This window comes from Peribacillus simplex (genome assembly GCF_030123325.1).
Lineage (GTDB): Bacteria > Bacillota > Bacilli > Bacillales > DSM-1321 > Peribacillus > Peribacillus simplex_D.
On sequence record NZ_CP126106.1, the window covers coordinates 3,699,384 to 3,713,554 of the forward strand.

Consider the following 14,171-nt stretch of genomic DNA (forward strand, 5'->3'; position numbering starts at 1 on the left):
AATGATAATGCAATGAACATGATTTTAACTATAAATCAATACAGGATTTGAATCTTTTAGATCCAACCACGGAAGCGAGAAGCTTCAGCCATTTTTCTTACGCCAATCATATAAGCCGCTAGGCGCATATCAACACGTCTTGATTGTGCAAGTTCATAAATGTTATTAAAGGATTTCACAAGGATTTTTTCCAGCTTTTCGTCAACTTCTTCTTCAGACCAGTAATACCCTTGATTATTTTGTACCCATTCGAAGTAAGAAACCGTTACACCGCCAGCAGAAGCAAGGACATCAGGAACAAGAAGGATTCCGCGATCCGTAAGGATTTGTGTCGCTTCAATCGTTGTAGGTCCGTTAGCTGCCTCGACAACGATCGATGCTTTGATATCAGCAGCATTTTCTTCAGTGATTTGGTTTTCAATTGCAGCCGGAACTAAAATATCACATTCCAATTCAAGCAGTTCTTTATTTGAAATTGTGCTTTTAAACAATTTCGTTACGGTTCCGAAACTATCTCTCCGATCGAGAAGATAATCGATATCCAATCCTTCAGGATCATGAAGAGCACCATATGCATCCGAAATCCCAATAACTTTGGCACCTGCGTCATGCATGAATTTAGCCAAGAAACTACCTGCGTTACCAAAACCTTGAATGACTACCCGTGCACCTTTAATATCAATGCCGCGTTTCTTGGCAGCTTCATTGATACAGATTGTCACACCCTTGGCAGTGGCTGATTCACGGCCATGAGAACCGCCAAGCACTAGCGGTTTACCCGTAATGAATCCTGGCGAGTTGAATTCATCCATACGGCTGTATTCATCCATCATCCAAGCCATGATTTGGGAGTTTGTAAATACATCAGGTGCCGGGATATCTTTAGTCGGCCCCACGATTTGGCTAATTGCGCGAACATAGCCCCGGCTCAGCCTTTCAAGTTCACGGAAAGACATATTACGAGGATCACAAACGATACCGCCTTTACCGCCGCCGTATGGCAAATCAACGATACCGCATTTCAAGCTCATCCAAATGGATAATGCCTTCACTTCACGTTCCGTTACATTAGGGTGAAAACGGATACCACCTTTTGTAGGCCCAACAGCATCGTTATGCTGTGCACGGTAACCAGTGAAAATTTTAACCGAGCCATCATCCATGCGGACCGGTATCTTCACCGTTAATAAACGCAATGGTTCCTTTAACAGCTCAAAAACTTCTTCCGGGTAACCCAGCTTATCCAAAGCTTTATGTATTACAGTTTGGGTAGACCTCAGTACGTCGTGTTTTTCTTCTTCATTTACATGGCTATTGCCTTTTGCCGATTCCATTGAAAGTACCTCCTAGAAAATCTCCATATATAAAATTATAATGTACAAAATAGTCCTCTTCATGTGCTAGTATACACCTTCGTTACATTAATGCAAGAGTAAAAATGGGAATTTAAAAGTTGGAAATATTCTAAAAATGAAAACGTTATCATATCAACTGTTTTCTTACTCTATTAACGTATATCCACTTCGGCAGAAAGTTGAGACAAAAAAGGCAAACCGCATTGTTTTTACCATAATGTGGCTGCCTTGTCTCATTTGTTTTACATCAGCTAAAATGTGTGAGCAAAACATGTATCGCTTCATTTTCGATTATACATGTTCCATATTCATTGATGCGGCTGAGTGTCAATGTAGATGCATGGCCATACTCAGCCGCTAAAGATATGACCGTGTCATAGGTCGTGTCTTTAACATTTTCGATAAGTAAATAGTATCTTCCCTCAAAATGATAAAGAGTACTATTAAGCAAACCTTGAAAAGATAATCTACGACATAATTGGACGATATCTTCAAAGTCATTGAAAACATACAGAATATGGGGGAAATCATCTATTTTCACTTGTAAATCCAAGAATTCCTCTTCGTCAGTCAATAATTCCTCTTCGTCCTTTGTCACAATGATTATCAATCCTTGTGCAGGCAAAGAGAAAATTTCAATTGCAATGGAACCACTCATTTTAAAGCTGAGTTCTTCGCACGCTTCTTCGACCATATCCTGAAATAGCTTGTGGACCTTTAAGGAATTCCCTAAAATATCTTCTTTTGTTATGCCTCTATCAATTAAATCATCAAGGGTCAAAAAAATCTTGATTTTATTATTAGTTAATCGCTCCAGCTTCATAAAAAAATGCCCCCTGGTTACCATCTTCATACATCATATGAAGCCTTGGTCGCAGGGTGCATATCCATTATTTCTCTTAAGCCGGCCGCCGCTAACCTTTCAGCCATTCCTCCCATTTCGATTGCGTGTCCCCCATTAAAACTCCGCTGAAGGCCGTACGGTTTTCCTCGGAAATAAGGCTTAGCGCCGCACCGCCAAGACCCACCTTCAAATCCGGGAAATCCTTTATTAATGCTTCAACCAGCCTAAATGTTCCATCAAGATTCTCTTTCAGTGAACATGACATGAATAGGTACGAGGGCTTTATGATGTTTAAGACGGTGTAAAGGTCATTATCAGCAATGGATTCACCTAAATAAATGGTTTCATACCCTTTCCTCTTTAAAAAAACGGTAAAGACCAAAAGTCCAAATTCATGTTTTTCACCGGGAGCACAAACGGTAAGGGCTTTCGGAAGAAAACCATTAGTCGGAATGGTATGCATAACTGAACTGATCCTGGATTTCAGGATGTTCGACGCAAAGTGTTCATGAGCGGAAGTAATTTCTCCACTTTCCCACTTATCCCCAATCTGAACCAATATGGAGCCAAGTACATCAACTATGGTTTGTTCGATCGTATACATACTGAATGCTTGGCTTATCAGCATATGAGCTTTATTTTCATTGAAATTCAATAGAGCATCGATTAATTCATCCGCTAACTTAATCGCTTGTTCATCCTTACGGTTCGTTTCAGGAACTCCAGGAACTAGAGTGCCAGTACTTTCGAGGAGTGAAACGGCTTGGCTTATTGTAAAACCTTGCTTTGTTTTATTGATTAGCCACTTAAGGATTTGCAGATGTTTTTCAGTATACAGCCGGTGACCCGATTCATTCCTGACAGGCTCGATAAATTTATAGCGCCTTTCCCATGCCCTAAGGGTTCCCGACTGAATGTCCAGCAGTTTTGAAACTGCCTTTATATTATATTTACCTTCTTGCATGGTTTTACAAGGCCTCCAATAACTGTACGATCATTTGTTGAAATTATAGTGGATTTTTCACGGTCTGTAAAATTCCGATATGCTCGTTTATTAGCAGCCTAATAGGTTTTTTCCACAGCTTCGCCTATTTCAGTGTCTGTCCCCCTTTTCAGGGTGAAGAGGTGCGTTTCCGGCTTAGCCTCAAGCCTTAAAGGCACTGCGCTTGTCCCATAGCCATTACTCGTCATATATAAACAGTCCCCTTCTTTGTCAATGCTGCCGATCTGATAGGGCCCGAATCCGAATATACGAATCTGCCCGCCGTGGGTGTGACCTGACAGGACAAGACTAATATGGTGTTCCGGAGTCAACTGTTTCTTGACCAATGGATTATGGCTCACCAAAATCCGGAAATCTTCATTCCCGCAATCAGACAGGGCAAGGTCAAGCCTATCACGTTCTTCCGATATATCATCAATGCCCAGAAGAGCGATTTTGCTGCCATTTTGAGATTCAAAAGAAACAGCTGTATTATCAAGGATTTTCACACCATGTTTCAAAAGAGTCGCATCCAGTTCATGGAAGTCTCCTTCATAATCATTATTACCCCAAACAAAATAAAGGGGACCAAGTTCTTTTAGTTTCAATATATTTTTTTCCACACGTTCTAAGGGAACCCCGCTTTCCCTAATGTCACCGCCAATTATCACCAAATCTGCCTTGTCACGAGCTTCCTCAATTAATTTATCCGCAACGATCCGCCGATGAAGATCGGATATAAAAAAAATCCGAACATCTCCAAAGCCTTCAGGAAAGTCTTTGAAATATAAATCTTGAAAAATCACCCTATCTTGCATAGCCGTACGCCACATGTAAATGAGCATGGCAAATGACAGCAGAATGATGACTAAAAATAATCCAGATAACCATAACATCTTAGTTAAACCTTCTTTCCATCCTTATCCCAAACGTACTTTCATATAACCATAAAACCATATTACCCGCAATTAAATATGATTTAACGCGATCATTATTTATTTTCATGATATAAGTTAATATCATAATTCTTCTTCATCATTTCAAAAACCTTATGGCGGTTTTTCCATTCTTCCTCTTTTTCCCACAATTGCTTACTTTTATTAATGATTTCACAGCGTAGCAGTTGAAACTCCTTCTCAGCTTTATCAAGCTTTTTTTTAATTAATACCATATAGCCATATAGCCCAATTGCTGCCGCCAAAAAAAGGAAATGGCTAAAATGGTCGACGAAAACACTAAACATACTGAAAAAGGAATAGGAATAAGGTACAACGATATAAAAATATAGATAAATCATAAAAAGGCAAGCAACAATCATGGTTGCCCATAAGCTTTGTAGGTGCTTCTTTTTAAGTGCCTCGAATTTTTTCTTTCGATCCACGACATTCTGCAGCATTTGCTTTGTTGCTTGATCCGTTTTTTCATCCAATAAAATGATTGTCGATTCCATCGCATTTCCTCCTCTGCTCTTTCAAATCATGATATGAAAGAATAGAGGAAAAAATGATAAAGTACCTGTCACGTTTACCTTCATACTGAACTAAGACAAAACAATTTTAAAAACACCCTGCCTATAAAGACAGAGTGCCATCGTTATTTCTTGATAGGAATTTTCAATACCTGACCTTTGGAAATTTCATTGCCATTCAGCCCGTTCCACTCCCTGATCAGAGCAATCCCTTCCTGTGATTTGTAGTAATTCATGGAAATGCGAAATAATGTTTCTTCACCTTGAACAGTATGTAAGACTACTTTATATCCCTCTTTATCCGGTTTCGCAGCTTGATCGGCAGCCTTTTTCTTTTCTGATTCTGCCTTCTTTGCTTTTTCGTCAGCTATTTGCTGTGCTTTGGCTTTTTCCGCAGCTTCTTGCTGCGCTTTCGCCTTTTCTTCAGCTTCTTGCTGCGCTTTCGCCTTTTCCTCAGCTTCTCGCTGTGCTTTGGCCTTTTCTTCAGCTTCTTGCTGCGCTTTGGCTTTTTCCTCAGCTTCTTGCTGCGCTTTAACTTTAGCTTCTTCTTTTTCTTTCTCCGCTTCAGCCTTTGACGATTCTTTTTCCTTTAAATCATCTGCAGTAGCTGTAGTTGGAATCGATTCAGCAGGTTCCTCACTAAAGACGACTTGGTCACTTTTCGTAACAGGTACAGGCCTATCCTGCAAATATGTATAAAGGGTATAAAATCCAATTGGAAGTAAAATAAAAAATAATGCTAACAATTGAATCATTGGGAATTTCTTCACTTTACTTTTTTTCTTTTTATTCTGGTGGACTTTGCTCCGCTTGGGCAATGAGGACTTAGCCTTCTGACGTTCAATTCGCGAACGGAGTTCACCAGCCTGATCGTTTTCTTTTTCACTCTTTTGCACTCGGCTCATTCAAGTCACCCCCTTTCTTGCTAAACCCTCTTTGCTTTTTGTTCCTGATTAAAATACCAAGGATAAAGTCAATCAAAAAGTGAGCGGTTATCGTCACGATGAGATTATTAGTCATGTCAAATAGAAAACCGATAAAGAAGCTCAAAACCAAAACATTTAAAAATAAAAACCAATTAAAAAGATAACGATAATGAACGGCGGCAAATATGAGGCTCGTAATCAGCAAACCAAAATGTGTTTGCAGCACTCCACGGAATAATACTTCCTCACTTATCGCAACAACTAAAGTTACGACAAAAATCATCGGGTATGACAAATTACTGAAAATGCGTTCGTTAATACCACCATCATCCTGATAGGAAGATGGTGTCACTTTCATAAACAATATGTCAATTAACACGACAATGACTCCAGCAGGAACTCCAATAAGCAAAATGTTCAGGTCATCAAAGCTAAATAAGTCGAAAAAAGCTGAACGGTCTTTAAATAAAATAATACCTAAAAAGATGGCTAACGTTAAGAGAATAATTTGTGTAAGAAACAAATTAAATAACAACTGTTTATCTGTAAGTTGTTTTATCATTTCAGCTTGCTTATTTTTCATTGCCATTTTCCTTCTTTAATAAGATATAAGCCAATTCTTTTTTCCAAGTTGAAAAGGAATTGACCGGTTCCACCTTGACTTCCGGCCATACATCAGCCATTTTTTCGACATCCATCCCACAGATATCACAGCAGATGGGGTTCACTTCCCGATGCTTTTCTCCAAAGTGGTCCAGTATCCCTAAACGGCGACATTCCTGTGCATATATCCAGTGAAGGAATTTATGCAGCTTTTCCTGATTCCTTGATTTTCTCTTTTGACAATACTCTTTCATCTCTGCCATTTGATCCAGGTTATTGCCCGTGATAAACTGCATAAAAAAACGGAGCTGGACTTCGTTCAACGAAAAGGATTGAGACAGCTGATCTTTTTCCGAGAGGGTCAAATTCGCCATATTTTTGTGTGTTGCATTAAGGAAAGTACACACACCATCGATTTGCGAATCCGTAGGCAACTGTTGCTCCATCAAATGCAGGGGAAGCCCTTCATCCCCTTCGCTATATAATAAGACAGCCACACTTTGTTTCCGATCTCGGCCAGCCCTGCCTATCTCCTGAAGATATGCCTCCATCGTGGACGGGATATGAAAATGAATAACATATCTGACATCCGATTTATTCACACCCATTCCAAAAGCACTTGTTGCACATATAATTTTCAACTGGCCGGAAATGAATTGCTGCTGAATGAGCATCCTTTGTTCCTGCTCCATTCCACCGTGATAATAATTGACACTATCAATCCCATTATCCTGTAAAAACCCAGTGACTGATTCCGCCACTTTTTTAGAGGAAAAATAAATAATCCCGCTTCCGGTAAATTTCCTGACAAGTTCCAGCACACGGGCTAGCTTCTCATCGTAGCTGAACATTCGCTCGACAATAATTGCAATATTTTCCCGATCAACAGATGAGACCATTTCCTCGGCCTGCCCAATGTTGAGTTTACCGACGATGTCCCTCCGGACCTCATCGGTTGCAGTTGCCGTCAGGGCAAGAGTCAACGGATTATCCAATTCACGCCTCACTTCTCCTAAATTCAAATAATCCGGACGGAAATCATACCCCCATTGTGAGATGCAGTGTGCTTCGTCTATGACGAATAAACCTATGTCTATGGATTTCAAGGATTTTATCACACCATCCAGGCTTAGCATTTCAGGGGATAAAAAGATAAAAAGATAAAACGATAACTATGTAACCGGTCGAAAGCTTTCCTTTTTTGATTTAGCGTCAAAAAAGAGTTGAGGGTCAATACACTTTTTTCGCCACTCAGCTTCAGCTGATCTGCTTGATCCTGCATTAAAGATAATAACGGGGAGACAATTAGGACAGTCTTATTTAAAAGATAAGCAGGCAGCTGGTAACATAATGATTTACCTGATCCGGTTGGGAGCATCGCTAAGGTATGACGTCCGGACATCAATGATTCAACCACTTCCTTTTGTCCAGGGCGGAATTCATCAAATCCGAATTTTTCTTTGAGGACTCGTTCTATGTTCATCATCACTCACCTATTTTCGCAAGTACAAGTCTTATTTGGAAAAAGCTTATTTGTTTATTATCGACCATCTGCTTGATTGCTTTAAGCTTTTTCGTACCAAGTTCCTTAATAGCTTCAGCAATTTTCCTCTCATCCTCGATAGTTACATAATCGGAAATCGGAAAATCTTTTTCCGATAAGACAATTTCCACGAGGTGATCTTCGATGGTGTTGACCTTCAATCTGCGGATTTCAGCTATTTCACCCAGATTTTTCCCTTCCTGGATGTATCGTAAAGTTGTCTTTGTAGATTGTGTCAATTGAGGATTCCCACTTCTTTTCCAATCATTGGTTAATGAGGACAAGAGAGGGTAATCCTTTCCCGTTTCCATTTCTGCAAGCATTTGATGCAATGAGTCAAGGAATGTAAAGCGAACATACTCTTCTTCTACATCTTTCCTTTTTGCAATCTGTTCAAACGTAAGTCCAATCCTGTTTATTCCGGTTAATTTTAAAATGAAAATGTCTCGTTTCATATCACTTTGACTTTCTAAAAGGGATATCAATTCATCATAAAGATGTTGGGCAATCACCGCTCGGTCCTGACGATTGACATGTAAAAATTCCTTTACGAAGAATTGGATTTTGGGATTTCGTTGTATCGGATAAAAACGTCTTTCATTGTGGACAATATGGGATATGGTTTGAATGAGTAAGTTTAATCTTCCCCAGAAAACCGGGGTGATATTGTGATACTTCCAACCATTTATATGCGTCGGAAAAGGATTATTTTTAAAGTAATCGCCTAACATTCCCTCACCTTGCCAACTAATTTCATACGCATCTGATTTATCCGTTAAATGAATCATGTCATGCTTAAGTAAATGTTCAATGTTTTGATTTAATTGCTGACGGGTAAATCGAGGTATTGTCCCAAAAATATCCGTTAACCCGAATAAATGGGCATCCTGGATTGTTTGTGACGATTTCTTACCTTGCAGCATATGGTATATAGCATAAATGGAACGTTCGCCTTGAAATTTTTTTATCGCATATAGAATGATGGCCTGTAGATAATTATTCATGGGACTCACATCCTTGTTTCATTTAACCAATAACCCCATTGTAACAAAAAACTGCAAAAACCGCCGTTATTATTGATGAATACAAGGGAAATTATGTGACTAAATGACGAACCCTGGAAAGAACCAAATTAATTATTTCAATGTTTTTCGTTGACATTAAGCTACATGATAGTTATTATCAATACAATTTCTATTGAAAAGTTTGGCATTCGGTCTTACAATAAGAAAGAGATAATAATCTGAAATAAAAAGATTATCAGTTGTTAATCAACTTAGGAGGGGTTATATTCATGGCTAAATTTACTATTGTGGATAAAGAAACATGCATAGCTTGTGGAGCTTGCGGAGCAGCGGCACCAGATATATATGATTATGATGACGAAGGGATTGCATTTGTTACCCTTGACGATAACGAAGGAATCGTTGAAATTCCAGATGTACTTATAGACGACATGATGGATGCATTCGAAGGATGTCCAACGGATTCCATTAAGGTTGCTGACGAGGCATTTGACGGAGACGCATTAAAATTCGAATAACCGTACAAGCCATTTTCAATCGAGAATGGCTTTTTTTTTTGGCCAATGTCGGATTACATCTTGCCATACAAAAGAAGCAAACATAAAAAAACAACCGAATATGGATATCCGGTTGTTTTTTCATTTCTATCGTCAATGCCGTTAAGCATTTTTATATAATGTTTGCTTATTGATCCATGTCTGTAATTTAATGAACAGCAACATGAATACTGATGTAATGAGCACGCCTTTAATCACGTTGAAAGGCAAGATTGCCGTCGTAACGAACTTTCTTGACTCGGGCGCCGACATTGCATCCCATCCCATAAAGAAGGTATATGCCGGTAAAAAGACAAAATAGTTTAAAACACTCATGAATACTGCCATGGAAACTGTCCCCGCAAGTAAGGCGAACGTCATCCCTTTTTTTGAATTGATTTTCTTAAATACATAATAAGTTGGCAAGACAAACAGTATTCCGGCTATAAAATTAGCGATATGCCCCACAGGTACAGCAGTCAAGGTCCCTGTCATGACTAAATCCAATAGGTTTTTAATGAACTCGACTAGAATTCCAGCCATAGGACCGAAAATCAATGCCGCCATCAGTGCTGGTATGTCGCTAAAATCGACATTGAGAAAAGTCGGGAATCCTGGAAACGGGAAATTTAAAAGCATCAACAAATAAGAAATGCTTCCCATCATCGCAAGTGTAACCGTTTTTTTCACTTTGTTCTTATTCATAGTTCTCTCTCCTTCTTTTCCGATCTACCTGAAAAAGAGGTTTGGGTCCCAAAATATGTTGATGCTCAATAAAAAACCTTTAATTCCAATAGAATTAAAGGGATAAATTAAAGGTTACATCAAACAAACGTTCAGCAAATAACTGTTGAAACGCACTCAGGAACCTCCATCTTCTCCCATCCAGACTATACTGTCGGCTTTGGAATCACACCAAATCCTGCCTTGTAAGGCTCGCGGGCTTAGAAGAAGGAATTTCTTCATTACCGCCGGTGGGGAATTGCGCCCCGCCCCGAAGATAGACCTATAAAATTTTTATACTTCCCATTATATCTGAACTTCCTTTTTTTTGATAGCATTTTTTCTCAGTTGATGCATTTAGGATGAATATCGATCGTCGCAGTGAATGGTTTAAAACAAATAGCGAAAATTTTTTTATATTATGCAAACGAAGACAAAGCCATTTATATCACGATATCAATCAAATGATCAGAGGAAAATCATATTATTAAGCGCTTACATCCAGATAAGCCAAATTGACATATTCAACGTTTCAATTGTAAAATTAACTGAAATTTAAGATAATTTTTTTCCCTAGGAAGGTGTTTAGACGTGTATCGGATTTTAGTAGCAGACGCCATTAAACCAGAAGGACTCGGACCGCTATCAGAGGCAACCAATATTCATCTCATTCAGAAAACCGTAGAGGAAGCCGCAAACGAACTTGATCGTATCGATGCAATTCTTGTGAGAAGTGCAACGAAGGTTTCGGAAGATTTAATGAACCGTATGCCGCAGTTAAAAATTATAGCACGCGCTGGTGTCGGTGTTGATAACATAGACATCCCCGCGGCGACAAAACGCGGGATTGTCGTGGTTAATGCACCTGACGGCAATACCATTTCAACAGCTGAACATACATTTGCCATGATGGCTTCATTAGTGCGCCACATTCCGCAAGCTTATGCTTCACTGAAGAATGGGGAGTGGAAACGTTCTTCATATACGGGAACTGAACTCCGTGGTAAAACATTAGGTATAGTTGGCTTTGGACGTATCGGAGGGGAAATTGCAAAACGTGCTAAAGTGTTTGGCATGGATGTCATCGTCTATGATCCGTTCCTGACTGTCGATCGTGCAAAGAAAATGTCCGTAACGGCCCTGCCGTTAGATGAATTGCTTCCTAAAGCAGACATCATTACTGTTCATACACCACTAACGAATGATACTAGAGGATTAATCAATAAAGAAAGGCTGCTTACCTGTAAAAAGGGGGTATATGTACTAAACTGCGCCCGTGGTGGAATTCTGGACGAAGATGATTTATATGAAATGTTGGTCGAAGGACATGTTGCAGGGGCGGCACTGGACGTTTTCGTCGAAGAACCCCCGCTTGGCCATAAACTGCTTGAACTGGATAGCGTCATTGCTACACCGCATCTTGGTGCTTCCACGAAAGAAGCCCAATTAAATGTTGCGGTACAGGTTGCCCAAGAAGTATTGACCTATTTTGAAGGAAATCCAGTCTCAAGTTCAATCAACCTTCCAGCCATATCTAAAGAAGTGTTTGAAAAGGTACAGCCTTTCTATCAACTTGTTCAGCAAATGGGATCCATTGCTTCCCAGTGCATGAATGAAGGAATTCAGGAAATCTCCGTTACGTATGCAGGAGAATCATTGGATTTCGATACAGCGATTCTTACAAAAAGTCTAATCTCTGGCTTTTTCAGATCAAGAGTTGATGCATCTGTCAATGAAGTGAATGCCTTGTTGATCGCAAAAGAGCGTGGCATAACCGTTGGTGAAAAAATCTCTACTGACTCTTTAGGTTACTCGAATTTGATCAGCCTTAAAGTAAAAGGTGACAACCGTGAATTAACAATCAGTGGAACCTATATCGAAAATTACGGTTCTCGAATTGTAAGTTTGAATGGTTTCAAAATCGACTTTCATCCAGAAGCGAATTTACTTTATATCCAGCATACCGATAAACCTGGTGTAATCGGTAACGTAGGTAAGGTCCTAGGTGATCACGGAGTGAATATCGCCACCATGCAGGTTGGCCGAAAAGAAGCTGGCGGGGAAGCCATCATGGTTTTGAGCTTTGATTTACCATTAGAAGACAACATGAAACAATTTCTAATGGAAACAGACGAAATTACATTCATGGCCCATATTTCATTATAAGAAGAAAAAAGTGCCCGTCCAGCGCGGGCACTTTTTCCGTGAATGCAAGGGGCTTTTGCCAACCATAGGGTGTTTTTATCGCACCATCAGTTCACTTGGTTCGGTGCTTTGGGCACCGATATATCTTCAGTCAAATTCAGCTGGCCTACCTCTTCGATAGGGGCATTTTCAAACTTCACTTTTTCAAAACCAAAATCCTTGGCAATGAAGAGTATGGCTTCTAAAGCTTGAAGGGATTCCTTACTATTTTCAATGGCAGCTTGATCTGATAATTGAATGATCACAAGATTTCCATTAGAGCTTACCCTTTCCCATTTCAGGTCATGCGGGATTGCAGGTGAAATACCCTCGATGTCCGCCTCCCCTTTTCCAGCTTGCAGCGCCTCCTCAAAGTCCTGATAACCCATATTGCTTGGAACAAGGAACCTTGGGGAGGACTCATCCCTTTGGTAAAGAAAGTATGTGCGATTTTTTTGATGAGGTATATCCACCTCCTTTAAATATCCCGCGTGCGCAAACATGGCACCTTGCTTACCATCTGTAGAAAATGTCATTTTCTCTATATTGTTATAGGAAAGCGTTTCCTCCATCGAATGGAGAAAAAGTGTATCTTCATCCAATAGTCGGCTTTTTCCTTGAAAATCAATATGAGCAGCGGTCATATCGTTTCCTTGGCTGATCTTTATATCTAGTGGAAAATAGTCAGATAGCCCATACTGCTCCTCATCCATATCGGACATTTGATTAACTAACTGATTCAGTTTATCACTTTCGTCATAATGTTTGAGTTTAATTGAAATGGGAACGATGAAATTCATTTGATCATCTGGGACACCCATCGTTATGATCGATGCATTTTTAAGGTCATCTTGATAGATCGCTCGTGCAAATGTTTTTTCCTTTGCCCCTTTTCGGGGTTCCATTTCCGAAACCTTGTTTTTAGATTCGATTTCCGCTTGCTTACTGGAAAACTTTTGATTATCCTGTTTATCTGCTGAATGATTTTCTTTGTTACTTGCATCCTGCCGTTCAAGATCCGCCATTTCCTTATTTTCAGATATGGATAATTTCCCACTACTGCCGCTATCCTCTTGACTTGTCGTTCCTTTTTTATCAATAATTAAAGATGATGCCAAAACAGCCATTAAGAATAAGGAGGCAACACCCACAAATAGAGGTATCCAGTGTTTCTTTTTCTTCTTATCATGTATTCTCGCAAACACCTCTGCCTTGGTTCGGTCATCTTTTAATTTCGGAAGCTCGCGCAGCATGTCTTCAATTTCGCTTTCTTTCCAACGGGATCTTCTCAATGCGGTGGCCCTCCTTTCCTGATAAGTCTTCCATCAACTTTTTAATAGCCTTCAAAGCACGGTGCTGGGTCGTTTTTACCTTACTTTCACTCCAATTCAATACTTCAGCGGTTTCCGTAATGGACAATCCCTGAATATATCGTAAAATGATGACGGATCTTTGATTCGTTGTACACCGGTTTAAGCATTGATAAATATCTTGGATTTCATCGTTCATGATAGCCACTTCTTCCGGAAGGGGCTCTTTATCTTTTATCGATTGCCTATCCCACTCAAAGTTAGGAAAGATTTTATCTTTCCACCCTTTTTGTTTCCGAAAGTAATCAATCGTCACATTTCTTGCAATCGAGTACATCCACGTTTTTTCACTGCTTTTTCCTTCGAAGCGTTCATAGGCCTTCATCACCCGGATATAGACTTCCTGAACAAGGTCCTCAGCCGTTTCTCGATTTTTAGTCATATAAAAAATGAATTGATATATTTCCTGATGATATTTTTCATAAAGATCGTGGAAAACGGAATCCATCATTTCCCCACATCCGTTCATAAATATAGTCGTCAATCCTATACAAAAGTTACATACTTCGGAATTAATCTTATTATAAAATTCCGTTAATTTCCACATATCAGAGACTTCTATTTTGTTTCCTAAAAAAAACAAAGACAAGTTGGAAGGAAATCCAATTGCCT

General features: G+C 39.5%; 15 protein-coding genes and 1 riboswitch. Of the genes, 2 read left to right on the forward strand and 13 right to left on the reverse strand.

Annotation, left to right across the window (positions count from 1 at the left end; genetic code table 11):
• Window positions 1–56 precede the first annotated feature (56 nt).
• From QNH43_RS17420 to QNH43_RS17465, 10 genes are all read right to left on the reverse strand, one after another.
• Window positions 57–1,334 (reverse strand): Glu/Leu/Phe/Val family dehydrogenase, encoded by a 1,278-nt coding sequence (locus QNH43_RS17420; protein ID WP_048681753.1) that lies wholly within the window; start codon window positions 1,332–1,334, stop codon window positions 57–59.
• Between the two features lie 268 nt (window positions 1,335–1,602).
• On the reverse strand, window positions 1,603–2,178 hold the full coding sequence (locus QNH43_RS17425) for a genetic competence negative regulator (RefSeq protein WP_098370799.1): 576 nt from the start codon (window positions 2,176–2,178) through the stop codon (window positions 1,603–1,605).
• A 91-nt stretch (window positions 2,179–2,269) separates the two neighbouring features.
• Window positions 2,270–3,163, reverse strand: coding sequence for a MerR family transcriptional regulator (locus QNH43_RS17430; protein ID WP_283915084.1), 894 nt, complete (start codon window positions 3,161–3,163; stop codon window positions 2,270–2,272).
• A 98-nt stretch (window positions 3,164–3,261) separates the two neighbouring features.
• The gene (locus QNH43_RS17435; RefSeq protein ID WP_283915085.1) at window positions 3,262–4,077 is read right to left on the reverse strand and encodes a metallophosphoesterase; all 816 of its coding nucleotides are present in this window, start codon (window positions 4,075–4,077) and stop codon (window positions 3,262–3,264) included.
• A 95-nt stretch (window positions 4,078–4,172) separates the two neighbouring features.
• A complete protein-coding gene (locus QNH43_RS17440; protein ID WP_283915086.1) occupies window positions 4,173–4,631 on the reverse strand; it encodes a YpbF family protein in 459 nt (152 codons plus the stop codon).
• Between the two features lie 143 nt (window positions 4,632–4,774).
• Complete coding sequence (locus QNH43_RS17445) at window positions 4,775–5,554, reverse strand: LysM peptidoglycan-binding domain-containing protein (RefSeq protein ID WP_283915087.1); 780 nt, start codon at window positions 5,552–5,554, stop codon at window positions 4,775–4,777.
• On the reverse strand, window positions 5,532–6,158 hold the full coding sequence (locus QNH43_RS17450; RefSeq protein ID WP_283915088.1) for a CPBP family intramembrane glutamic endopeptidase: 627 nt from the start codon (window positions 6,156–6,158) through the stop codon (window positions 5,532–5,534). Before QNH43_RS17450 ends, QNH43_RS17445 begins: the two co-directional genes overlap by 23 nt.
• Complete coding sequence (locus QNH43_RS17455) at window positions 6,148–7,284, reverse strand: RecQ family ATP-dependent DNA helicase (RefSeq protein ID WP_283915089.1); 1,137 nt, start codon at window positions 7,282–7,284, stop codon at window positions 6,148–6,150. Before QNH43_RS17455 ends, QNH43_RS17450 begins: the two co-directional genes overlap by 11 nt.
• Window positions 7,285–7,307: 23 nt before the next feature.
• Window positions 7,308–7,661 carry a DEAD/DEAH box helicase gene (locus tag QNH43_RS17460; protein ID WP_283915090.1) on the reverse strand — a complete coding sequence of 118 codons (354 nt, stop codon included), beginning with the start codon at window positions 7,659–7,661 and terminating at the stop codon, window positions 7,308–7,310.
• Between the two features lie 2 nt (window positions 7,662–7,663).
• The gene (locus tag QNH43_RS17465; RefSeq protein ID WP_283915091.1) at window positions 7,664–8,725 is read right to left on the reverse strand and encodes a YpbB family protein; all 1,062 of its coding nucleotides are present in this window, start codon (window positions 8,723–8,725) and stop codon (window positions 7,664–7,666) included.
• Window positions 8,726–9,015: 290 nt separating this feature from the next.
• Between QNH43_RS17465 and QNH43_RS17470 the strand changes: the two genes are divergently transcribed.
• Window positions 9,016–9,264 carry a ferredoxin gene (locus QNH43_RS17470; RefSeq protein ID WP_034308087.1) on the forward strand — a complete coding sequence of 83 codons (249 nt, stop codon included), beginning with the start codon at window positions 9,016–9,018 and terminating at the stop codon, window positions 9,262–9,264.
• Between the two features lie 141 nt (window positions 9,265–9,405).
• Here QNH43_RS17470 and QNH43_RS17475 read toward each other — a convergent pair whose 3' ends face one another.
• A complete protein-coding gene (locus tag QNH43_RS17475) occupies window positions 9,406–9,987 on the reverse strand; it encodes an ECF transporter S component (protein WP_283915092.1) in 582 nt (193 codons plus the stop codon).
• 164 nt (window positions 9,988–10,151) lie between these two features.
• Window positions 10,152–10,288, reverse strand: a riboswitch (FMN riboswitch).
• A gap of 308 nt (window positions 10,289–10,596) precedes the next feature.
• Between QNH43_RS17475 and serA the strand changes: the two genes are divergently transcribed.
• Entirely contained in the window at window positions 10,597–12,171 is a 1,575-nt protein-coding gene (gene serA, locus QNH43_RS17480) for a phosphoglycerate dehydrogenase (RefSeq protein WP_283915093.1), read from the forward strand.
• An 86-nt stretch (window positions 12,172–12,257) separates the two neighbouring features.
• On the opposite strand, the gene QNH43_RS17485 is transcribed toward serA, so the two are convergent.
• Both QNH43_RS17485 and sigX read right to left on the reverse strand, forming a co-directional pair.
• The gene (locus tag QNH43_RS17485) at window positions 12,258–13,481 is read right to left on the reverse strand and encodes a hypothetical protein (RefSeq protein WP_283915094.1); all 1,224 of its coding nucleotides are present in this window, start codon (window positions 13,479–13,481) and stop codon (window positions 12,258–12,260) included.
• Complete coding sequence (gene sigX, locus QNH43_RS17490; protein ID WP_076366315.1) at window positions 13,447–14,007, reverse strand: RNA polymerase sigma factor SigX; 561 nt, start codon at window positions 14,005–14,007, stop codon at window positions 13,447–13,449. The genes QNH43_RS17485 and sigX overlap by 35 nt, the downstream gene beginning before the upstream one ends.
• Between the last annotated feature and the right edge of the window lie 164 nt (window positions 14,008–14,171).